Genomic DNA, 21,690 nt, shown 5'->3' with positions numbered 1-21,690 from the left:
CTCGCTCAATATCTGGATCACCGGCGCCCTCGGATAAAAAAATCTGCCAGATGCGGATTTTTTTTTGCGACTTCCTGCGCCAATTGCCGTATATATTGCAATTCTTGTAGGAATAGAGACTGTTTTTTATTCATAACACACTGTCCTATAAGGTTTTTATCTGGGAAAATGTTTGCGAAGCGATCAAGACTGCTCCACAAGAGGTTTTCATACCTTCCAGCGCAAGCCCTTGTTGATTAGTTCCGACTACGGACGAAGTTCCTTCCGCAATGGATTGATTCCCGCCACACATTGGACAGGACACCGGATCATTAATCCGCGCTACCCCTTTGCCCAAAACCTGAAAACGCTCATCACCGGCTAACACCGAACCACCATGAGAGGTTTTGTCACCTTGTCGTATGATATTTTTCAACATAAATCTCCTGCCAGAAAATGGAACTGATTGATTTCTTTACCCAAGAATTAAGGCAATAAAAATCTTATTACCATCGACAAAAAGCACCGCTTATGCCGTGGGTAATAGCGAGTTGAATGACAGGAAGACAGATAATGTATTCCTATCAATTAATCCCTTTGAATAAGGGAACAGGAGTCAAAATTTCCTTCATGTTACTTAGATGAAGGAGATTCGGTCATAATTATTAAATTATCATCAAATAGCAAGAAATAATTTCCATTTTTTTCATTTACAAAAAATAGAAATTTGTAACACTTTGTTACAAACTCAATAAAAGATTAAGTTATTGTAAATATAATGGATGATTTAATTGCCGGATATATTGACCATCTTACCCTACTTATTTTATCCCAATGTTAACCGATTTCCTATTAAGAATAAAAATGTCCTAATGATTCAACAGCCATAAACGTAATCCTATCGATTAATAACTACCTTCTCTGATTCACTCAGATCATCCTGTATACCTTTTTTATAAATCAACAGCAATCCAATGTGTGAAACGCCAACTTTGTGGTAATAAATAACTGCTCCATACAAGAAACACTATCTATCCATAATTTACTGTAACTATTTTATTTTACACAATTTATGCACGTAATGGGAATTAAGAAAAATTTTGGTTTTCTGACATAATTAGATCAAGAAATTAAAAATGGAATCATTCTCTTTTATTCTAATGATTCGTTATAATCATTTAAAATCAAAGATAACCATAAATTTATTATTCCAACATAAAATTAATATTCTATAAAAAACGCAGAAAGAAAAAATTACAATATTAAAATTAACCATCGATATAAAGATTATTGTAATTGATACAGATCACAAACTCTAATTTTCCCATTGAAACCCTGTCATAAAGAAAATAAATTATATTTTAGTCAAATATGTAAGCATCTTTGGCAAAATTTATTTCCATAAAACATAATTTCAGAGGTAATACTATGTCTAATTGGTCTGGAAGTGTTCCAGCTAACGCTGAAAACGGTAAATCCACAGGACTTATTCTCAAACAAGGAGACATCATATCTATTGTCGCTAACGGATGGGTGAGATACGGCAAAGAAAATAATATGATATCCGCACCTCAGGGTAGCATCACGCTCTCTACAAATCCAGAATACAATCTCGTTGCAAAAATTGGTGGCAAAACCTATAGGATTGGTAATGGCGTGCTCCATAAAACGGTTCCCGTAGATGGTGAATTGGTACTTCTGTTCTCTGATACACCCGGTGTATATTACGATAACTCTGGAGAGTTTCGTGTCGATGTTATAATAGAGTCTCGGCATTCTCCTCTGGAGGAAAAAAAATAAAAACTATATGAATACGTATTGCCAATATAATAAACAGTCCCATTGATATCATGCCAAGTGAAAAATCACATCATTTCACTTGGCAGATAAGAAAAAGGCCGCATTAAGCATTCAAAAACTCCCCGACTTTTAAAGCTACTTGAAAGTAAGCATTCCACCCTTGTACTAACAAAACAGGCCACGCAATGCGCAGCCGTTAATAAATTACACTACTGAATTAAGTAATCAGCGTATTACTTTTCCCGGACGCCTTCGATAGAGATCAGTAATTCCGCTTCCTGTGATTTAGGCCCTAAATCTTTTTGGAAATTAAAGTCTTTCAGTTTGATTTTACCGTAAGCGTCAAAACCTGCGCGGTAACCACCCCACGGATCTTTACCTTCACCCAGTAGTTCTGCATTCAGTACCACGGGCTTTGTCACACCGTTTAAAGTCAGATCACCTGTAACAATATATTTATCCCCCTCTTTTTTCACTGCGGTTGAGGTGAATTTTGCTTCAGGATATTTATCCGTATTAAAGAAATCTTTACCACGCAGGTGCTTATCACGTTCAGCGTGGTTAGTGTCCAAGCTGGCTATTTTGATTGTCACATCAACTTTATCCGCAGCCGGGTTTTTCTCATCAAACGTGAAAGAACCATCAAAATCTTTAAATGTTCCATATAGCCAGCTATATCCCAAATGCTGAATACGGAATTGAATAAAGGCGTGCTGGCCTGGTATATCAATTTTATAATCGGCAGCTAATGCCGAACCTGCATTCAGTAACAATGCACCCGCAGTCAGACCAAGTAATGTCTTCTTCAACATATTCTTCTCCATAATCGTCTTTTGTATTATTCAGGACGGAAACCTAGCATCCGCTTTAAGGTTGCATCACGATCAATAAAATGGTGTTTTAATGCCGCAACAGCATGTAATAGCGATAAAATTACTACCGCCCAGGCAAGGTAAAGATGAATCATTCCAGCAGTATCTGCCTGTTCGCCCTGACCCGTTAATGTGGCTGGCACAGTAAACCAGTCAAAGACAGCTATTGACTGTCCATCAGCAGTCGAAATTAAATAACCACTAATCAAAATGCTAAACAGTAAGATATACAACAAAATATGCATTAAAACAGCACTGACTCTGATTAAGCGGCTATAACTGGTTAATGGCTTGGGTGGTGGAGAAACAAAACGCCAGATAACACGTACAACCATCACTATCAGCAGTACTATTCCGATACTTTTATGAATTTCAGGTGCTTTATGATACCACGTATCGTAATACCCCAATGTCACCATCCACAGCCCTAGCGCAAACATGCCGTACACGACCAAGGCAACCAGCCAGTGTAGCAGGACAGATAAATGACCAAATTGGTTAGAAGTATTCTTCCAAAGCATAGTCGTTCCTTTTTAGATCAATGCTGATGAGCTTTTCGGGATTCATTAAATCATAAACGATATTAATTTCTTTTTTATTAAAAATTTCAACAAATAATTTGCAAAAGATTTTCAATTTTAATCAATGAAATTCATTTAAAATAAAAAACATTAAATAACAATAAGATAGAAATAAATCACATTAAAAATAATGCCCCAAAAACATATAATATATATTTTTTTATTATATTTGATTTTGAATTTTAACTAATGTAAAAATCAAATATATTATTTCTTTATAATTTTCCGTTTATAAAAAAAATAATCTGATGTACTCGTACCCGACGAGCCTAACACAAACATGCCTTTATTTCGTATGTTCATTACTGGAACAATAAAAGTGAATAAAACATGAGGTACATCACTATTTACGGCAATAAATCTTACAGCATTAATCATGTAATAGTGGTAAAAATAACATCAATAAATTATCAAAAATGAGGTTTTTTATGTCAAATAGCATTTTACAAGCACTCACTTTGCTGAAATCAAAAAAATGGGTCGACTTGACGCATAGCTTCGATAAAGATTCTCCACATTTTTTTTATGCTTGATTCAGCAGAATTTAAAACACTTTTTGATTATAAAGATGGCTTTTTTGTTCAGAAATTTTCTTTTCCCGGCCAATATGGGACTCACATTGATGCTCCCTGTCATTTTGTTCCGAATACCCGTTATGTTGATGAACTGGAATTAAAAGAATTGGTTTTACCTTTAATCGTGCTTGATCAATCAGAAAGAGCAAAACAGGACCCTAACTTTTCACTCTCTAAAGAAGATATTCTTAAATTTGAAGAAGAATATGGCGTTATTGAGGCAGGTACTTTCGTTGCGCTCAGAACGGATTGGAGTAAACGCTGGCCATCCCAGGAAAAAATGGACAATAAAGATGATTCAGGCAATAACCAAATACCTGGGTGGGGAGTAGATGCCCTTAAATTTTTATTTGAGGAGCGTCATGTTAAAGCCATTGGACATGAAACATTTGATACCGACGCCGCTAAAGACTTTAGAAAGAATAATGCCTTGTTGGGCGAAGATTATGTCTTAAAGCAAGATACTTATCAGATAGAACTGTTGGCGAACTTAGACCAAGTACCTGTACGTGGCGCAGTCATTTTTAATATCGTAGCCAAACCTAAAAAAGCCTCTGGTTTTCCTGTTCGTTCGTTTGCCATACTTCCATGACCGTTCATTCTCTTATGCCGTATATTTATTACGGCATTATAGTCACGATCATAATTTTTCGAGGAAACGCGTTTTTTCTCTTCGCAACTTGGCACAAAGCAACAGTAAAGTGGTATGTCATGTGTTGAATATGGTATAAAACCCGCCGTTTTTTCTTATGAACCATTTTGCAAAGGATATTGTTTGCTACAATATACCTATTTCTTGTTCGTCATTTAAGGTAACCAGGTGAATATTCAGGCGATTCTTTCAGAAAAAGTCAGCCAGGCGCTGATTGCAGCAGGTGCTCCAGCCGACAGCGAAGCTCACATCCGCCAATCCGCGAAAGCGCAGTTTGGCGATTATCAGGCCAATGGAGTGATGGCCGCCGCGAAAAAAGTGGGTATGCCCCCCCGACAACTGGCAGAAAAAGTTGTTAGCCTGCTAGATCTGCAAGGTATCGCCAGTAAAGTTGAAATCGCCGGCCCCGGCTTTATCAATATTTTCCTTGATCAAGCGTGGATTGCAGCGAATATCGAAACTGCCCTGAAAGATGAGAAACTGGGCGTTACTCCAGCCGAATCACAAACTATTGTTGTCGATTATTCCGCCCCCAATGTAGCGAAACAGATGCACGTTGGCCATCTGCGCTCCACTATTATTGGTGATGCTGCCGTCCGTACACTTGAATTCCTCGGTCATAAGGTTATCCGCGCTAACCATGTGGGTGACTGGGGAACCCAGTTTGGTATGCTGATTGCCTATCTGGAAAAAGTGCAAAATGAAAATGCCAGTGATATGGCATTATCCGATCTGGAAGCTTTCTATCGCGAAGCGAAAAAGAATTACGATGAAGATGAAGAGTTCGCCATCCGCGCCCGTGGCTATGTGGTGAAGCTGCAAGGCGGTGATGAATATTGCCGTACCATGTGGCGCAAGCTAGTGGATATCACGATGGCCCAAAATCAACAAACCTATGATCGTCTGAATGTCACGCTGACTAAAGATTCTGTCATGGGTGAAAGTCTGTACAACAATCTACTGCCCGGTATTGTCGCTGATCTGCAACAGCAAGGACTGGCAGTCGAAAGCGATGGCGCAACCGTGGTTTACCTTGATGAATATAAAAACAAAGAAGGTGAACCGATGGGCGTTATTATCCAAAAGAAAGATGGGGGTTATCTTTACACCACAACAGATATCGCCTGTGCGAAATACCGTTATGAAACCCTGCACGCTGACCGCGTTCTTTACTACATCGACTCCCGTCAACATCAACATTTGATGCAAGCCTGGACCATCGTTCGTAAAGCTGGTTATGTGCCAGAATCCGTGTCACTGGAACACCATATGTTCGGCATGATGTTGGGTAAAGATGGCAAACCATTTAAAACTCGCGCCGGTGGTACGGTCAGATTGACCGATCTATTGGACGAAGCCATTGAACGTGCCAATACCCTTATCCGTGAAAAGAACCCGGATATGCCAGAAGATGAACTGAAAAAAGTGGTTGAAGCTGTAGGTATCGGAGCCGTGAAATATGCAGATCTCTCCAAAAGTCGTACCACAGATTACATCTTCGATTGGGATAATATGCTCGCTTTTGAAGGCAATACCGCACCTTATATGCAATATGCCTACACCCGTGTTGCCTCCATCTTCAAGCGTGCGGAAATTGATGAAAGCAGCCTGACATTACCCGTTATCCTCAATGAAGAGCGTGAACAAGCATTAGCCACCCGTTTGTTACAATTTGAAGAGACCATCACCACCGTCGCTCGTGAAGGTACGCCACATGTTATGTGTGCTTACCTGTACGATCTGGCCGGTCTGTTCTCTAGCTTCTATGAACACTGCCAGATCCTCAATGCTGAAAGTGAAGAGTTGCGTCAAAGCCGCCTGAAACTGGCGCTCCTGACCGCTAAGACATTGAAACAAGGTCTGAATACTTTGGGCATTGAGACGGTAGAACGGATGTAACAGGATAATCGCTGTTTTCTGAAAATTGGCGTGATCGGGTATTATATTGCCTTATCACGCCAATTAATTAGACTTTGGCCGATAACACAGCAGTACGTTCCCGCTTGATACTTAATTCAATTCTTGCATGGATGATATTTGCAACCACTTTTGGTATATGCCGGATAAAGAAATGATCAGAATCCACAAAGTGAATATCAATCCCACCACAAGTATAATTTTCCCACGCCAATATATCCTCTTTTGACATCGTTTTATCCTGTCGCCCATAAATCAAAACGAGTTCTGATACACTTTGCTTTGGCAGCAAGTAACGTTTCATATGGTAATTGATCGAGAAATCATTACGAATAACAGGAAAGAACACCGCCTTCAAATCTTCATCACTAATGATCTCATCATGAGTTCCACCATATCTTACCAATAACTCGCTCAATTGAGTATCGGACAAATTAAACGGATCTTCTTTAAAACTGGTAATATGTGGAGCCGCTTCCGCAGAAATAAATACGTTTGCTGGAGACTGATTCTCATTGTTTAATCGGTTAGCTAATTCATAAGCAAATAAGCCGCCGTTGCTGTGCCCAAATAAAGAGAATTGCTTACCATTAATCAGACGCTTCATTTCTTCATGTACTGCTTGCAAAATATTTTCCACATCTCGACTTAATGCTTCATCAAAACGGCTGCCGCAACCCGGTAATTGCAATGCATATACTAATATATTCTTTGTTAAACAGTTACTTAGGCTACGAAAAACTTCTGCCGAACCACCCGCATAAGGAAAACAAAATAAGATATGATCCGTTTTATCTGATTGAATATGACTTAATTTTTCAAACCACATAAATTATTCTCTCCCAATTAAATCTGTCAAAGTCAGCCGATCCATCATAGTAGCCGGCAAACTGCTTAGTCCCAACATTCTTTATATTTATTTGTAAAAAAACACGATCTAACACGCATAATTAATTTTTCATTAAAATATTATTAAACAAAGTGATTATAACTATCAGCTATCAATAACTTATAAATATTTACAACAATAAGATATTAAACAATTTATTTTTATTCATGAAACGGATTCAAGCATAAATTTAAATTTGAGAACATTAATAGTTTTAAATCGAAAAAATAGGAATATGGTAAAGTAACTTAGCTGATATCCCGGTAACTTCAGAAAATTCAAGCGCAGCTTGATCTCATAATAATTACCGGGATATCTCAATTTATTGAAACCCGCGGTGGGCAAAATCTTTTAGCCGAAAACCCATCAATATCAGCGCAGCAAAATAGCTGCCTGCCCCGGCGATAACCACCACCATTAATCGCAACAGGCGCATAGCCATATTTCCCTGATCCCATGCTGGCATCAGCCACAAAGTAACCGCCAATACAGCAATCATCACTGCAATTGCTACTACAAGTTTAAATAAGAACACACCCCAACCCGCTAACGGCTTAAAAATATTTTTCTTACGTAATTGCCAGTAAAGCAGACTGGCATTGAAACAAGATGCCAGACCGATAGACAGGGCCAATCCTGCATGTTTTAGTGGACCAACAAAGGCAAGATTCATTAGCTGAGTCAGAACCAAAGTAGCAATCGCAATTTTCACCGGGGTTTTAATATCTCGACGAGAATAAAAACCCGGTGCCAATACCTTAACAATAATTAGCCCCATCAATCCAAAGCAGTAAGCAATTAACGCTTTTTGGGTCATTGCAGAATCAAATGCCGTAAAATTACCGTATTGAAACAGAGAAACGATTAAAGGTTCTGCCAGCATACCTAAAGCAACAGCACAAGGCAGTGCTAACAAAAAACAGAGCCTCAGCCCCCAATCCATTAATTTGGTGTACTCCTCATGATTTCCGCTGGAAAAACTTTTCGCCAGTGAAGGTAAAAGAATTGTCCCAAGCGCAACACCCAATACACCAGAAGGTAATTCCATTAAACGGTCAGCGTAATACATCCAAGAGACAGAACCGGACACCAAAAATGAGGCGAAAATCGTATTAATAATTAATGAAATCTGGCCGACTGAAACCCCAAGAATTGCGGGTCCCATCTGCCGCATAACCCGCCATACGCCGCTGTCACGGAAAGAAATACGCGGTAATACCAGCATGCCAATCTTTTTTAAATGAGGAAGCTGATATAACAGTTGCAAAATTCCTCCGACAACCACCGCCCAACCCAACGCCATCACCGGCGGATTACAATAAGGGGCGACAAATAACGCAAACACAATCATGCTGATATTAAGTAACGTCGGAGCGAAAGCAGGAACAGAAAATCGATTCCAGGTATTTAATATCGCACCTGCCAATGAGGCCAGTGATATCAGAAAAATATAAGGGAAGGTAATTCTTAACAGATTTGTTGTCAGCGTAAATTTATCGGCGGTATCGGTAAAACCGGGGGCAGTAACATAAATCACCCACGGCGCGCTTAAAATCCCCAACACAGTAACAATGGCCAGAATTAACGTCAACATACCGGAAACATAAGCAATAAACGTCCGAGTCGCTTCATCACCTTGTTGGTTCTTATATTCTGCCAAAATAGGCACAAATGCTTGAGAAAAGGCGCCTTCGGCAAAAATACGACGCAGTAAATTAGGCAGTTTAAATGCGACAAAAAAAGCGTCCGCTGCAACACCTGCCCCAAATATGCGGGCAATAATGGCATCTCGGATAAAGCCCAAAACCCGAGAGAACATGGTCATAGAGCTAACCGCAGCCAGTGATTTCAATAAATTCATCGTATTTATCTCAAAATCATGTTAGTTGATTTCTGAACTGTCTGTATGACAGTGCAAAAATGGAAAATGGATTATACACGACTGAGATACTTGTAAACTGCCGGTGCTTTTTAAGTTGCATGTATTAGTGCAAAAAACCACCAAGCCACACCATCTTAATCCAGCTTGCTAAGCTACCTATCCAATAGTGGACGATTAGATATTAACTTTAACTTACTGATAGTTAAAGCATATATTAATAAAGCGACAAAAAACCTGTTTTAAGAGAAACAATATTCCTTTAAAATCAATAAATTATTATTTAACATAAAATTATGTACGGACTCAAGTTATATGAATATTTATTTTCACTCACTCTTTTTTATCTATTTTTTTCAATTAGATTGTTATTCTTATTAAATAGGCCAATTAGGATAATACCTATTTTTATGGATTAAAAAAACCATTCAAATTATTTTCATAACAATTAGCTAATAATAAAATATCCAATGAATTATTTAAAGGAATAAGAATATATTTACTTCCAAAGTAACAATATTGCATTTATTACGTGAATCTACCAAGGTTAATCATTCACTTTGCTAACAAAAGCGGCGAGTATACATAAATCCACGCTTATGCACTAGAACTCATTAACTTTTATAAGCTGCCAATGTAACATCGTATTCGGCCTAGATGATGGCGACTTGCAACTAGCCTTACTACAGAAAGCTCAAATAGCCACTTCAAAAAACGCACCAACCGAAGTCAGTGCGTCAAATAAGTCAACTCACTAAAGCTTACTCAGGATAAAACTCTTGTTTCTAAGCTGCCTGTTCGGCAGTGAACCTGATGCAGTTTCTTCCGCTGTCGATGAAACATTTCTAAGCTGCCTGTACGGCAGTGAACTATAATCCTTCTTAGGTTTCTAACCTAGCCCTTTTCTAAGCTGCCTGTACGGCAGTGAACAAACAGAGTGTGATGACCAATATTCTCGTTCTTTTCTAAGCTGCCTGTACGGCAGTGAACTGTTACATATTAACTTCAACCTACTGACGATTAAAGCATATTTTAATAAAACAACGAAAAAACCCTTTTTTACAAGAGAAACAATATTCCATTAAAAATCAATAAATTAAAATCAGCCCTTAAAAAAGGGTCAAAAATAAGGTACGGGGAAGGCTAACTTTCAACGATGGTTTAATTCATCATTACTAATTTAATTTACTTTATTTGGTGACAGTACAGCTTAATAATCAACTTTTTCCACTCCATTTGTCATCTGTCAATGCGGTTAATACGTGATCTTGCCAAACTCCATTAATCATCAGGTATTTCTTGGCATAACCTTCACGTTCAAAACCCAATCGTTCCAACAATTTTCCACTACGATGATTATCCGGCATATAATTAGCCATAATCCGATGCATCCCCTGTTGACGTTGCATATAACGAATAGCAGGTTGTAAAGCTTCATACATCAGCCCTTTTCCTTGCCACTTTTCACCAAGCGAATATCCCAAATAACAGGCATGAAAAGCCCCTCGCAGAATATTACTGAAATTGGCAACACCAATAACTTCACTTTCATTTGGATCAAGTAGTAGAAAATGAAAAGCCGCGCTCTGTCTTTGCATTTCTATGATTAAATTCAATCGGTTTATCCAACCGGAAGGCTGACAATGACTTCTATCTCTGGTCGGTTCCCAAGGTTTAAGAAATTCGTGATTTTCTGAATAATACTCAGCCAAACGATAAGCATCCCGCTCGTACACCAAACGTACCACCATTCGTTCCGTGATCAGACGAACTTTCGGTAAAGTGGAACTATAACCAAACATTATTTCTCCCTAACTATACCCGTCATCTTTCAAGTTGCCTCTTTGTTAGCTGCACTCACTCACCCCAGTCACATAGTTTCCTATGCTCCCAGGGATTCGTTCCCTTGCCGTCGCGATGCATCTTGAAATCCATAGGGTATATATTAATTTATCCGTTAAAAATTTAAGCTATTTATCTGTAAAAAACAGCTTCCAACCATTACTTTACGATAAAAAAATATTATCCATAACTCACTATCCTAATGATCGAATTAAGTACAAAATATAAAGCAACTATATGGTCCTCCCTATTTTACTACTCCAATGGTGAGCAATGTCACTGGTTTCACAAGCACGTAGCCTGGGTAAGTACTTCCTGTTATTCGATAACTTGCTGGTCGTTCTGGGTTTCTTCGTCGTATTTCCTTTAATATCAATACATTTTGTTGAGCAACTGGGTTGGGCCGCGCTAGTTGTTGGCTTTGCGCTTGGTCTACGCCAGTTTGTACAACAAGGTTTAGGCATTTTCGGCGGCGCAATTGCAGACCGTTTTGGCGCGAAGCCGATGATCGTCACCGGCATGCTATTACGTGCTCTTGGTTTTGCTTTAATCGCCTTAGCCACTGAACCTTGGATACTGTGGTTTGCCTGCATATTATCCGCACTGGGGGGGACCTTATTTGATCCTCCCCGGACCGCATTGGTCATCAAACTAACCCGACCGCACGAGCGTGGCCGTTTCTTCTCGCTGCTGTTGATGCAAGACAGCGCTGGCGCGGTTATCGGCGCATTGATTGGTAGCTGGCTGTTGCAATACGATTTCCAACTTGTCTGTTGGACAGGTGCCGGTGTTTTCGTTCTGGCAGCCATCTGGAACGCATTATTCCTCCCTGCCTATCGAATTTCAACTACCCGCACGCCCATCTGGGAAGGGATGCGGCGCGTTATTAAAGATCGCCGCTTCTTCACTTATGTCTTAACGTTGACCGGCTACTTTATGCTGTCTGTCCAGGTGATGCTGATGTTTCCGATTATTGTCAATGAAATCGCCGGAACACCTGCTGCGGTAAAATGGATGTACGCGATTGAAGCAACCCTATCGCTCACTTTACTGTATCCGATCGCCCGCTGGAGTGAAAAACGATTCCGACTAGAACAACGTCTAATGGCCGGGCTTTTCCTGATGAGCCTAAGCATGTTCCCTGTCGGTCTGATTGGTGAAATAAATACCTTGTTCGGCCTTATTTGCCTGTTCTATCTCGGTACCGTCACCGCTGAACCTGCCCGTGAAACATTAAGCGCTTCACTGGCTGATCCGCGCGCGCGTGGCAGTTATATGGGATTCAGCCGTCTTGGATTGGCTCTGGGCGGCGCCTTGGGTTATACCGGCGGTGGTTGGTTATATGATACCGGCCATGCGCTGCATATGCCGCAATTGCCTTGGTTCCTGCTTGGGATTATTGGCTTGATAACGTTGTATGCTCTGCATCGTCAATTCAACCAACGTAAAATTGAATCTGCCATGCTGAGTGGCAATTAATGAGGTAAAATCTGCCCTCCAAAATATAAGGAGTTGATATGAGAAAATTTTTCTTGGGGGCAGTATTACTGCTAGCGGGGTTAATCAGTGGTTGCGATCAATTCAAAGGTGTCAGTATCAGCGAAGAACTAATTAATGGTTATCTGGCAAAACACATCCATTACCAGAAACAGATTGAATTACACGGTATTGCTAACGCGGATATTGAATTGACAGAACTATCCAGCCAAATTGGCCGAACAGAACCAGACAAAATAGCGTTAACCGGCCGTGCAAACGTAAATATTACCTCCTTGCTTGGCCCAGCTAAGGCTGACATGAAACTCACCCTGAAAGCACAACCTGTTTTTGAGCAGGAAAAAGGGGCTATTTTTCTGAAAGCATTGGAAATCGTTGATTACCAAATCACACAGGAAAAAATGGAAAAACCGATTAACGCATTAGTTCCTTATCTGAATAAATCACTCAGCGCTTTCTTTGATACTCACCCGGTTTATGTATTGAAACCAGATCACAGCAAAACTGAAGCCGCCGCTAAAACATTAGCAGAAAGGTTAGAAGTAAAACCGGGCAAATTAGTTATTACGCTGACCGATAAATAATTTCCACCGAGACATAGCAAAAAGGCAAATAATTCCAAATTATTTGCCTTTTTATCATTTTAAAATTAAGAATCCAGCTCTTCTCTTAACGCCTGTAACGCTTCACGAGTAATCACTGCTAATGTCCGGTAGAAACCGGTTGTGGCATGGGCTTCCACTTTCCCCAGAAATTGCCCACACCACGGCAGAAGATACTCATCAAACAGCTCAATCTGCCCCTGAACCTCATCTTCTGCTGCCTGATCCTCCAACCATGAAGCACTTAATAGCAGAGAACCAAACTGATCGACTGGCCCATCTGACAACGGCATTCCTCGTTCAATCAGAAACTGGCAAATATCGTTTTCACTCTCCCCGGTATAGTCAGAACGGCAACTTGGTACACTAGCATCATCTCCATAAAACAGTGCCATATAATCAGCTTGCATTGCTGACAGATCACAATTTTGTTGCAAACGATCCAACAACGCATCTTGTTCCAATGGCCATGATTGCTTCAATTTACCTTCGACAACCATCGTCAGAAGCGGTTTCAGGATTGGGTCTTGCGGTTGACGATTAAATAAAGTCCCTAAAATACGGCAGACTATTGAAAATTCATTCATCTCAGTTTCCAAACAAATAGCAATTTTGCCATTATTGTCTCTAATAGCCGCCCCTACTGTAAAGAGACGTTATTAATATCCTAGTTCTATGTCCACAACACCGGTTGGTAATTCCCCCTTTTCAATTCGCCGAATATTTTCACTAATCGTATCCATAGCAATATTGGGAATAGTGATAGCCGAAATATGTGGCGTTACCGTTATACGAGGATGAGTCCAGAACGGGTGCATCTCTGGTAGTGGTTCCTCAACAAACACATCCAATGCAGCCCCGGCGATATAACCTTTATCAATCGCCACCAACAGATCATGTTCTACTAAATGGGCGCCTCGTGCGATATTAATCAGATATGACTTTGGTTTTAGTTGGCTAAACAGCGATAAATTCAGAATACCACGGGTTTTTGGTGTATCGGGCAGCAAATTGATAAGCGCCTTACTCCCGGAAAGAAAATCGCCTAATTGATCCTTACCATGAAAACTAACTATATTATTAATCTGTTTTGGAGTACGGCTCCAGCAACGTACAGTAAAGCCAAGCTCAACTAACGTCTCCGCAACAGTGCGTCCCAGAACACCGGCGCCCAACACGCCCACGACAAAATCCTTGCGATCATGGGGTACGAGTTGTTTCCACATCCTCTGCCCTTGTTGCAACTTATACTCATCCATGCGCCGCAAATAATGTAAAACCATTGCTACCGTATACTCCTGCATTTGCCGCCCCATCCCCGCATCTTCAAGCCGCATCAGTGGCACGCCGGCGGGTAACATCCCTGGTCTTTGTTGCTCCTGTTTCAAAATGGCCTCTACTCCTGCTCCTAAAGTAAAAATCCCCTTCAATCCAGAGCGATTTGCCAACATCTCGTAGGGAGGCGCCCAAACCATTGCATAATCCGCATGCTTATTATCGCCGCGTTTCCATTGACGGACATTGATATTGGGCAGTCGTTGCTGCATACCTTGAATCCACTGAGCAGCATCAAAAAAGGGGTGGTAAAAGATAATATCCACGATTATTTATCCTCATCTTACATTTTCATACAGGTTATCTGATGATTGAGTGTAGGTTGCAAGCCCCTTTGTTAATCATCATTACGAAAATTTTGAGAATGTTAAGTAGTTAACGAATTCATTTTTTTCTTATTGAGGAACTTGTACTTGTCTATTTTAGTGGTGTTAGTGGGTGTGAATTCATCGAATTGATTCTTATTTAGCTAACCAATCAAAAAACCAAAGAAAAGTATCAGAAGAGTGTTGACGCTTGTAACGGTTTTCCCTATAGTAGCGCCCCGTTGCAGCGACGATGTTAAACAAAGTTGCTGGGATGAAAAAAAGATGGTGAGGTGTCCGAGAGGCTTAAGGAGCACGCCTGGAAAGTGTGTATACGTGAAAACGTATCGAGGGTTCGAATCCCTCCCTCACCGCCAGATTCGAAAGAAAGCTCAGGTTAAATACCTGGGCTTTTTTACTTGTATATGCCCCCGATGCAGGGAGGGTCGAGAACCCTCGACTAGGGTTCGACAAAACGGCTTGCCGTTTTGGACCGCCAACGGCGGCCCGCAGGGTGAGCGCAGCGAATCCATCCCTCCCTCACCGCCAGAATTGAAGAGAAGCTCAGGTTAAATACTTGGGCTTTTTTAATTGCATATACCCCCGATGCAGGGAGGGTCGAGAACCCTCGAACAGGGTTCGACAAAACGGCTTGCCGTTTTGGACCGCCAACGGCGGCCCGCAGGGTGAGCGCAGCGAATCCATCCCTCCTTTTCCTCCAGACCTTAGCTCAAATGATGTTGCGTAATAGGGAACACTTTGTTATAAGATTTCTTGTAGCGCAACACGGAGCGATAAGGAATGATAAAGAGTTTCAAGCATAAGGGACTGCGCCAATTTTTTGAAAAAGGTGTTTCTATTGGAATTAACCCTCAACATGCAAACAAACTCCGCCAACGACTCGCTGTTATTAACGAAGCTGAGGATATAGGGGAAATCAACCTTCCCGGATACAATCTACATCCTTTAACGGGAAACAGGCAGGGACAGTGGGCAATTACCATTTCAGGAAATTGGCGTGTGACATTCGAATTTATCGATGGTGACGCGTACATCGTTAACTATGAGGATTATCATTAATGAAAATGTTTAACCCACCTCACCCAGGCGAAATTATTGCTGACTCTTTGGAAGAACTAGGTTTAGGAATTCGTGATCTAGCGCGAGCATTGAATGTTGCTCCGTCTACGGCTCAACGTCTAGTATCGTGCAAAGCAGCAGTCACGCCAGAGATGGCAATAAAACTGTCTAAAGTACTTGGTAGCTCTCCACGATTGTGGCTAAAACTGCAAGAAACTTATAGCCTTGATAAAGCAGAAAAGATAGTTGATATCTCCAAACTGACACCATTATTTAAACCTATCCATGTATCTCATACCTAAAAGTCAACAACCTGAGCTCAGATTTACCACCTGGGCTTTTTTACTTGCATATACCCCCGATGCAGGAAAGGCCGAAAATTCTTAATTCTTCTCAACTAAAAACAAAACGGTCCGCTTCGTATCATTTTGTTTTATATTTATGAGTACATTATCTTTACGCCAATATTCATCACGCCAGTATTCGTCAAAATATTTTTCAAAACCCATACTTTCAACATATTTTATCAACTCTGATTTACTATTCAAATTCACATTTGAAAAAACAATTTTGTTAGTCATTGCCGGTGTTCCATCAGGTGAATTATAGTATATGAGATAATCATTTGAAATTAAGGGGATATTTTTAATCTCATCAAAGGTAAATATATTATAATAAATAAAATTCTCTTTTGTATATGACAAGTTAATATTTGCAAGCGACATAATAAAAATCAGAGCACATCCAATGAGGATGGATATCACAACAATTATACGGATAAAACTACTCAATCGAAATCCCAGCATATTCCACACCTAAATTAACCCCGGTCTTTTCGCTAATATGTATGATATCATGACTTGTTTTTATATCACTGATGGGTGATATAGTATTTAAAAAACCAGGTAGAGACGTATAATAAGGTCTTGCATTATTTGGATATTTCTCAGGATTAGGAAACAATAATGGCTTAAAAATTTTATTTTTATATTTTCCTATCGGGCCATAATAATCCCATCGTTTAAATGCTTCCTCTTTACTTACTACGCCTAACTGAGATAAATAATCAATGCCATTTACAGCCCGATAAAAACCAAGCAAATTAGAAATTAAATCTTCACCACTATAACCACTATCCGTAACCCAATTAAAAGGAAAAGAGTCTTGGTAGGATTCAAATAAATGAGTTGTATACATCATAATAGTAAGAGCAGCTTTCTTCTTACCATGTAAAGACAAACCCCGCCTGACTTTCCATCTTGTTATTTTAGATGTCCCATATTTACGCCCCTTCCCCATATATTGGACATATCTAATAGTAAAATATGACTCCTTAGTATCATCACCTACATTTATAGCAGCCATGAGTTTTCGTGCGTCATCACCTTTAGCATGTCCCAAATCTACCCATCCTAACTTCTCTGTGTAAACCAGTCTTCCGTGTTCTATATCAAACCTTGTGGTCATTATAACTCCTGTAATTTATTAGTGAGCTGTATGAAAACTTCGGTTCACGTACGGTTTCGTTCCACCTGTCAAACTGTCACTTTCTGTAGAATATGATTATCCACTGTACCTGTAAAGTTTATCCATTTAGAACTGGGTGATAAGACACTGTTTTCTACCTATCATACTTTATTTCTAAATCAGCTATTTTTTCTTCTGAATTATTGGGAACCTGATTAAGTTTCCCTGCCAGAGAATTAATCTGCTTTTTGATAAGTGGTGGCTACCGTGTTGTCATTTCTATCCAGTGTTTGGGGTTATTTCATAAATATCCGTGCTTTTTGCTTATATAAAAAACCACCCGAAGGTGGCTATTGTCGCCTCAAACATCTTCATCCAGTTTTTCACGATCTAGTTCCAGTAACTCTTGGAATTCCTTTAATCCCCTTAATTCCTGGATTTTATTCTCGAAATCTGGGATCGTATGAACATCTGGACTCGTATAAATCAGTCGACTGGTTTCTATGCCTTCTTTGCCACACATTATATGTATATCAACTAATACCGTATTATTATCATAACCTATAGACATAGTTCCATTGTATTTGAGCGCATTTTCAAATTCTTCTTTTGATGGATACGATGATGCATCTCCGTACTTTTTCTCTAACGATTTGCTTACTGGTTTCACCAAGCGGCCAATATTAATCTCTAATCTTTTAAATTTTCCATTTAAAAAAAATGCCATTGCTTCCTGCTTTTTGTTAGCAAACGAAAAGTCAGAACATGAATAAAGTGATACTTCTTTTATTTGCGGGCTTCCCTCAAATTTTTCAAAATCACATAATCTCTTCGAGAGAAACTCTTCTTCTGTCATGCCAAACTTTGCATCTTTATACCCATCAACTGCCATTGCACCAAAGCTCATCATTCCCAATGCAAGCATAACTGCCAATTTTTTCATATTATCTCCTTTTGCTTAACGCAATGATAACAATGAGAACAGTGTTAAGCCAACCCCACAAACCTCTATCAAGTCTCCAAATGTGGATGTTTGGGAGAATTTTTTCGCTATGCTCCCGGGGGTTCGCTACCTTGCTATCGCAATGCATCTTGAAATCCATAGGGTATATCAACTACCAAATGCTTCAGTTAAACTTAAAGCACACCCCTTTTGCGCCCTCGTATTAACGCGACGTAAAATTTCAACGAGCACGCCGGGATAGTTACCATATTCTCTGCTAATTATCCCGACATCATCGGTGACAATAAATGCGGGATAACTCGTTGATGACGCATCCATATAACTCATCAAACCCGGCGTTCCATCAGGTACAGGTTTCAACGTTTCAGGATCAAGCGCTCGCGCATATACCCACGGCGGAACATGTTTACGTTGCATCTCATCTTCAAAGAAACAAGTGTTGAGTTCAACTTGATTAAATATATCGCGGATTTGATTAATATCACTGAGGCTGAAAGTATCGAATAAAAGATGATTAAAGTCATCGCGTTTCAGGGATTCTTTTTCGTAATTTTTCCAGCCGCCCCCCGTTATGATATAAAGGTTCTTATCTCCAGAAAACAAGATATTTTTATCTTTCATATAATGACAGAGCAAATAAATAAAATATGGCGAACCGATAAGACAAATATCTTTCCCTTGATCTTTTATTCGCTCAAGATTATTCAATGTTTTAACAAAATCTACTCGCTCTTCTGTTACGGTGAATGTCGTAGGATATAGCAACTCCACCAAGCTCATAACATATTTAAACCAAATGTTATGAGCATTAAATCTATCAGGTCCCAAGTTGACCAACTCCATTTGGTGATCAAACCAACTACCAACATATTTCATGCCATAACTCACAGAGCCTAAAAGTCTCTCAATACTTAATCTGTCACGTGCCACCTGACTTTTTAAACCATTCGTGCCGCTACTGGTAAACCAACTTTCAATCTCGTTTTCATGAGACGTTAATAAGCGAGTAAACTTAAAAACTGATGTTGGGAATACAGGTATGTCATCAATGTCCATAATATTGTCATCGACTTTGTGTGCCTGACAGTAGTGACGATATTCTCGACAATGTTTGTAGTGATGACGAAACGCATCAAGCACAAGTTTTTTCCTGATTTTTTCTTGTTCATCATAAGACCAAGCCAACGGATCGCTCGAAAAAATCAAATCATCAATTTCTGAGCTTGCTGTGATTTCTTGTTTATCAACATATGAAGTCATACCTGTTTCACCTCTCCAGATAATATTAGAAAGTATGGCGGTACTGCTGTCATACTCTTTATTCCATGTAGTACTTATTATTCCATATAGTACTTATTATTCCATGTGATACTTCTTAATATTATCATCTACAATATCGATTACCTCTTTTTGGCGCATCAAGTCACTGATTGGTTCAAAGGATAGCAATACATCTTTTGCTCCGCACTTTTCAATTGCCAACTTAGCCGCGGTTATACATTCCGTATAATCTCCGACAGCGTTTTCTGTAATTATTTCTTCAAGTTTCTTTTCCAAATTTTCATTCGGATGCATTTCAAGAATATAATCACAGATAAATGAACGTGTCTCCTCTTTGGCTTTCTTACTATCTTCGTTATAGTTAACCAAGATCATTAACTGATGGTCTATCTCTGATAAGTCAACACCATGTTTATCAGCAATGGCTTTATACCTCTCAGCATATTCATGTCTAATATCATTAGAATCATCCCACTTAAAGATGAGGGGAATGCCTTTTTTAGCCGCCCATTCAACAATATGATGACTCGTTGCTGTTACATATTGCTTAGGCCCGCCGGGCGTATAAGCATGGGGGTTGACTGATATTTTAGGGAAACTATAAAAGTCGTTATCTGGATTACAATAACCCGTTGTTAAAGCATCGTTAATAATTTCATAACACTCTTCAAATAATTGCTGTTGATATCTATCTGGGCGATTAAAAAAATGCATTTCATCTTTCTTTTCGCAATCACTAAATCCTAAAACAAATCTCCCTTCACTCAACTGATCTAATAAGCCAGCTTCCTCCGCTATTCGGACAGGGTGATGAGTTGTAATGATATGATTCAATGAGCCAATTTTGATTTTTTCTGTCAGACCGAGTAAAAAACCAGAAACAGTTAAAGGAGCACCGACAATACCATTAGCTGAAAAATGATTTTCATATACCAAAATCTGTTTAAAATTCAACTTATCAACATATTCGGTTATTTCCTGCATGCGAGCTAAACTTTGCTCTTGAACAGTTGTTGAATTGATGAAGTTAAGGAAGAACAATCCAAATTTCATTTTATTTTCCTTAGCTAATTATAATAGCGAACGTTGTTTTTCTTTAAGAAACGGCATGACATCAGACTGGAAAAGCTTCATGGAAGCAATAATTTCGCCTACTGTTCCATTAGCTTCAAACCCACAACAAATATTTGATATTCCCGTGGCGTCAATGTCTGTTTGGATGATGTCAATGCACTCCTTCGGGGTTCCTACAGGATTAATTTCATAACTGTAATCAATGCGGCGGTTAGTATCTTTATGTCCTTTTAATACAAAGTCACGCCACTGCCCCTTATTGAAATCATAACCTTTTGTTTTATCTGAATCGTCAAAAATGGTCGTGGCATTCACATAGGAATCATACCAATGCCCCAGGAAATTCCGGCAAATTTCTTTCGCCTTAATTGAGTCATGATCTACAGATGTTATATATGATAAACAATGGTCGATATTATGAATATCGTGCCCATGTTCTTGAGCCACCTCATTATAAAGCTCCATTTGAGCTATCTTTTCGTTAGTATTTATGATCCAACTTAAGATCATCGGCAAACCGTGTTGAGCGGCCCATTCAGTGGTCGAGGCTGATTCAGCCACCACATAAACAGGCGCTCCACTTTTACTATATGCGGTCGGGTTTACTTTTACCTTATGGAACTTGATATGTTCATTGTCAGCTTCTACATATCCTTCCGTCATTCCGTTCTTTATCAACCCATACCAGCACTCCGTTAAGGCGCGAGTGTTATCCATATCTACGCCAAATACACGAAAGTCTTTGTTGTAAAGCCCCCGACAAATACCAAACCTGAATCGCCCTTTTGACATTTGATCCAATAAATTCACATCTTCAAGTTGACGTACTGGATGGGCTGTAGGAAGAACAATAGCCGCAGTCCCTACATTCAATTTTTTGGTTGCACCCAGTAAATGCGCAGCAGCGACATAAGGGTTACCCAGCAAACCAAACTCCGTGAAATGATGCTCAAGTAACCATACAGTATCAAAACCGCACTCCTCAGAGACGCGGCCTAATTTAACCAAACGCTGCATTACCTCTGTTTGAGAAAATTGGGGCGGTTGGTAGGTAAGTAAAAAATTGCCAAATTTCATAGGGAATCCTTATATTTCTATC

At 39.6% G+C, this 21,690-nt stretch carries 21 protein-coding genes, 1 tRNA gene, 2 other RNA genes and 1 pseudogene; 10 read left to right on the top strand and 15 right to left on the bottom strand.

The window, feature by feature from the left end; all coding sequences use genetic code 11:
- Positions 1-17 precede the first annotated feature (17 nt).
- Positions 18-134 carry a type VI secretion system baseplate subunit TssF gene (locus tag C6H66_RS27055; RefSeq protein WP_248000778.1) on the bottom strand — a complete coding sequence of 39 codons (117 nt, stop codon included), beginning with the start codon at positions 132-134 and terminating at the stop codon, positions 18-20.
- 11 nt (positions 135-145) lie between these two features.
- Positions 146-418: a PAAR domain-containing protein gene (locus C6H66_RS21920; protein WP_105396716.1), complete on the bottom strand. Its 273-nt coding sequence runs from the start codon at positions 416-418 to the stop codon at positions 146-148.
- A 989-nt stretch (positions 419-1,407) separates the two neighbouring features.
- On the opposite strand from C6H66_RS21920, the gene C6H66_RS21910 reads away from it, so the two are divergent.
- Positions 1,408-1,779: a LecA/PA-IL family lectin gene (locus C6H66_RS21910; RefSeq protein WP_036814270.1), complete on the top strand. Its 372-nt coding sequence runs from the start codon at positions 1,408-1,410 to the stop codon at positions 1,777-1,779.
- 233 nt (positions 1,780-2,012) lie between these two features.
- On the opposite strand, the gene C6H66_RS21905 is transcribed toward C6H66_RS21910, so the two are convergent.
- Together C6H66_RS21905 and C6H66_RS21900 are read right to left on the bottom strand one after the other, a co-directional pair.
- A complete protein-coding gene (locus C6H66_RS21905; protein WP_105396715.1) occupies positions 2,013-2,591 on the bottom strand; it encodes a YceI family protein in 579 nt (192 codons plus the stop codon).
- A gap of 26 nt (positions 2,592-2,617) precedes the next feature.
- Positions 2,618-3,172, bottom strand: a complete 555-nt coding sequence (locus C6H66_RS21900; RefSeq protein WP_046397693.1) for a cytochrome b — start codon at positions 3,170-3,172, stop codon at positions 2,618-2,620.
- Between the two features lie 488 nt (positions 3,173-3,660).
- Between C6H66_RS21900 and C6H66_RS21895 the strand changes: the two are divergent.
- Positions 3,661-4,399: pseudogene (locus C6H66_RS21895) on the top strand (cyclase family protein).
- Between the two features lie 228 nt (positions 4,400-4,627).
- Positions 4,628-6,358: an arginine--tRNA ligase gene (argS, locus tag C6H66_RS21890; RefSeq protein WP_046397692.1), complete on the top strand. Its 1,731-nt coding sequence runs from the start codon at positions 4,628-4,630 to the stop codon at positions 6,356-6,358.
- A gap of 67 nt (positions 6,359-6,425) precedes the next feature.
- On the opposite strand, the gene C6H66_RS21885 is transcribed toward argS, so the two are convergent.
- The 3 genes from C6H66_RS21885 to rimJ form a co-directional block, all read right to left on the bottom strand.
- Complete coding sequence (locus tag C6H66_RS21885) at positions 6,426-7,205, bottom strand: thioesterase II family protein (protein WP_105396714.1); 780 nt, start codon at positions 7,203-7,205, stop codon at positions 6,426-6,428.
- A gap of 382 nt (positions 7,206-7,587) precedes the next feature.
- The gene (gene murJ, locus C6H66_RS21880) at positions 7,588-9,126 is read right to left on the bottom strand and encodes a murein biosynthesis integral membrane protein MurJ (RefSeq protein WP_105396713.1); all 1,539 of its coding nucleotides are present in this window, start codon (positions 9,124-9,126) and stop codon (positions 7,588-7,590) included.
- Between the two features lie 1,235 nt (positions 9,127-10,361).
- Complete coding sequence (gene rimJ / locus C6H66_RS21875) at positions 10,362-10,946, bottom strand: ribosomal protein S5-alanine N-acetyltransferase (protein WP_105396712.1); 585 nt, start codon at positions 10,944-10,946, stop codon at positions 10,362-10,364.
- Between the two features lie 313 nt (positions 10,947-11,259).
- Here rimJ and mdtH point away from each other — a divergent pair, with 313 nt between their 5' ends.
- Together mdtH and C6H66_RS21865 are read left to right on the top strand one after the other, a co-directional pair.
- Positions 11,260-12,465 carry a multidrug efflux MFS transporter MdtH gene (mdtH, locus tag C6H66_RS21870; RefSeq protein WP_105396711.1) on the top strand — a complete coding sequence of 402 codons (1,206 nt, stop codon included), beginning with the start codon at positions 11,260-11,262 and terminating at the stop codon, positions 12,463-12,465.
- Positions 12,466-12,503: 38 nt separating this feature from the next.
- A complete protein-coding gene (locus tag C6H66_RS21865) occupies positions 12,504-13,067 on the top strand; it encodes a lipoprotein (protein WP_046397565.1) in 564 nt (187 codons plus the stop codon).
- A 65-nt stretch (positions 13,068-13,132) separates the two neighbouring features.
- On the opposite strand, the gene C6H66_RS21860 is transcribed toward C6H66_RS21865, so the two are convergent.
- Entirely contained in the window at positions 13,133-13,672 is a 540-nt protein-coding gene (locus C6H66_RS21860) for a TorD/DmsD family molecular chaperone (protein WP_105396710.1), read from the bottom strand.
- Positions 13,673-13,744: 72 nt separating this feature from the next.
- Positions 13,745-14,686: a glyoxylate/hydroxypyruvate reductase GhrA gene (gene ghrA / locus C6H66_RS21855; protein ID WP_105396709.1), complete on the bottom strand. Its 942-nt coding sequence runs from the start codon at positions 14,684-14,686 to the stop codon at positions 13,745-13,747.
- A 326-nt stretch (positions 14,687-15,012) separates the two neighbouring features.
- Here ghrA and C6H66_RS21850 point away from each other — a divergent pair.
- From C6H66_RS21850 to C6H66_RS21830, 5 genes are all read left to right on the top strand, one after another.
- A tRNA-Ser gene (locus tag C6H66_RS21850) sits at positions 15,013-15,102 on the top strand.
- Between the two features lie 48 nt (positions 15,103-15,150).
- Positions 15,151-15,274: non-coding RNA, RtT sRNA (locus C6H66_RS21845), on the top strand.
- Between the two features lie 48 nt (positions 15,275-15,322).
- A non-coding RNA gene (locus tag C6H66_RS21840) (RtT sRNA) lies at positions 15,323-15,446 on the top strand.
- A gap of 80 nt (positions 15,447-15,526) precedes the next feature.
- Complete coding sequence (locus C6H66_RS21835; RefSeq protein WP_036814248.1) at positions 15,527-15,805, top strand: type II toxin-antitoxin system RelE/ParE family toxin; 279 nt, start codon at positions 15,527-15,529, stop codon at positions 15,803-15,805.
- On the top strand, positions 15,805-16,107 hold the full coding sequence (locus C6H66_RS21830; protein WP_046394548.1) for a HigA family addiction module antitoxin: 303 nt from the start codon (positions 15,805-15,807) through the stop codon (positions 16,105-16,107). The genes C6H66_RS21835 and C6H66_RS21830 overlap by 1 nt, the downstream gene beginning before the upstream one ends.
- Before the next feature lie 81 nt (positions 16,108-16,188).
- Here the strand turns inward: C6H66_RS21830 and C6H66_RS21825 are convergent, their stop codons facing one another.
- From C6H66_RS21825 to luxA, 6 genes are all read right to left on the bottom strand, one after another.
- The gene (locus tag C6H66_RS21825; protein WP_082300790.1) at positions 16,189-16,611 is read right to left on the bottom strand and encodes a hypothetical protein; all 423 of its coding nucleotides are present in this window, start codon (positions 16,609-16,611) and stop codon (positions 16,189-16,191) included.
- A complete protein-coding gene (locus C6H66_RS21820) occupies positions 16,589-17,272 on the bottom strand; it encodes a hypothetical protein (protein ID WP_105396708.1) in 684 nt (227 codons plus the stop codon). The genes C6H66_RS21825 and C6H66_RS21820 overlap by 23 nt, the downstream gene beginning before the upstream one ends.
- A gap of 361 nt (positions 17,273-17,633) precedes the next feature.
- Positions 17,634-18,215, bottom strand: a complete 582-nt coding sequence (locus C6H66_RS21815; protein ID WP_105396707.1) for a hypothetical protein — start codon at positions 18,213-18,215, stop codon at positions 17,634-17,636.
- 168 nt (positions 18,216-18,383) lie between these two features.
- Entirely contained in the window at positions 18,384-19,496 is a 1,113-nt protein-coding gene (luxE, locus tag C6H66_RS21810; RefSeq protein WP_046394551.1) for a long-chain-fatty-acid--protein ligase LuxE, read from the bottom strand.
- 96 nt (positions 19,497-19,592) lie between these two features.
- Positions 19,593-20,570 (bottom strand): luciferase subunit beta, encoded by a 978-nt coding sequence (gene luxB / locus C6H66_RS21805; protein WP_105396706.1) that lies wholly within the window; start codon positions 20,568-20,570, stop codon positions 19,593-19,595.
- Positions 20,571-20,588: 18 nt separating this feature from the next.
- Positions 20,589-21,668, bottom strand: a complete 1,080-nt coding sequence (gene luxA, locus C6H66_RS21800; protein ID WP_105396705.1) for a luciferase subunit alpha — start codon at positions 21,666-21,668, stop codon at positions 20,589-20,591.
- Positions 21,669-21,690 lie beyond the last annotated feature (22 nt).

Source organism: Photorhabdus hindustanensis (assembly GCF_002968995.1).
Classification (GTDB): Bacteria; Pseudomonadota; Gammaproteobacteria; order Enterobacterales; family Enterobacteriaceae; genus Photorhabdus; species Photorhabdus akhurstii.
Note: the sequence above shows the minus strand (reverse complement) of the source record. Positions and strands in the feature narration are given on the sequence as shown.

What these genes read in the sequence shown, in the direction of transcription:
- C6H66_RS27055 (WP_248000778.1), bottom strand. Translation starts at nt 134, where the DNA reads ATGAATAAAAAACAGTCTCTATTCCTACAAGAATTGCAATATATACGG.
- C6H66_RS21920 (WP_105396716.1), bottom strand. Translation starts at nt 418, where the DNA reads ATGTTGAAAAATATCATACGACAAGGTGACAAAACCTCTCATGGTGGT.
- C6H66_RS21910 (WP_036814270.1), top strand. Translation starts at nt 1,408, where the DNA reads ATGTCTAATTGGTCTGGAAGTGTTCCAGCTAACGCTGAAAACGGTAAA.
- C6H66_RS21905 (WP_105396715.1), bottom strand. Translation starts at nt 2,591, where the DNA reads ATGTTGAAGAAGACATTACTTGGTCTGACTGCGGGTGCATTGTTACTG.
- C6H66_RS21900 (WP_046397693.1), bottom strand. Translation starts at nt 3,172, where the DNA reads ATGCTTTGGAAGAATACTTCTAACCAATTTGGTCATTTATCTGTCCTG.
- C6H66_RS21885 (WP_105396714.1), bottom strand. Translation starts at nt 7,205, where the DNA reads ATGTGGTTTGAAAAATTAAGTCATATTCAATCAGATAAAACGGATCAT.
- murJ (WP_105396713.1), bottom strand. Translation starts at nt 9,126, where the DNA reads ATGAATTTATTGAAATCACTGGCTGCGGTTAGCTCTATGACCATGTTC.
- rimJ (WP_105396712.1), bottom strand. Translation starts at nt 10,946, where the DNA reads ATGTTTGGTTATAGTTCCACTTTACCGAAAGTTCGTCTGATCACGGAA.
- mdtH (WP_105396711.1), top strand. Translation starts at nt 11,260, where the DNA reads ATGTCACTGGTTTCACAAGCACGTAGCCTGGGTAAGTACTTCCTGTTA.
- C6H66_RS21865 (WP_046397565.1), top strand. Translation starts at nt 12,504, where the DNA reads ATGAGAAAATTTTTCTTGGGGGCAGTATTACTGCTAGCGGGGTTAATC.
- C6H66_RS21860 (WP_105396710.1), bottom strand. Translation starts at nt 13,672, where the DNA reads ATGAATGAATTTTCAATAGTCTGCCGTATTTTAGGGACTTTATTTAAT.
- C6H66_RS21835 (WP_036814248.1), top strand. Translation starts at nt 15,527, where the DNA reads ATGATAAAGAGTTTCAAGCATAAGGGACTGCGCCAATTTTTTGAAAAA.
- C6H66_RS21830 (WP_046394548.1), top strand. Translation starts at nt 15,805, where the DNA reads ATGAAAATGTTTAACCCACCTCACCCAGGCGAAATTATTGCTGACTCT.
- C6H66_RS21825 (WP_082300790.1), bottom strand. Translation starts at nt 16,611, where the DNA reads ATGCTGGGATTTCGATTGAGTAGTTTTATCCGTATAATTGTTGTGATA.
- C6H66_RS21820 (WP_105396708.1), bottom strand. Translation starts at nt 17,272, where the DNA reads ATGACCACAAGGTTTGATATAGAACACGGAAGACTGGTTTACACAGAG.
- C6H66_RS21815 (WP_105396707.1), bottom strand. Translation starts at nt 18,215, where the DNA reads ATGAAAAAATTGGCAGTTATGCTTGCATTGGGAATGATGAGCTTTGGT.
- luxE (WP_046394551.1), bottom strand. Translation starts at nt 19,496, where the DNA reads ATGACTTCATATGTTGATAAACAAGAAATCACAGCAAGCTCAGAAATT.
- luxB (WP_105396706.1), bottom strand. Translation starts at nt 20,570, where the DNA reads ATGAAATTTGGATTGTTCTTCCTTAACTTCATCAATTCAACAACTGTT.
- luxA (WP_105396705.1), bottom strand. Translation starts at nt 21,668, where the DNA reads ATGAAATTTGGCAATTTTTTACTTACCTACCAACCGCCCCAATTTTCT.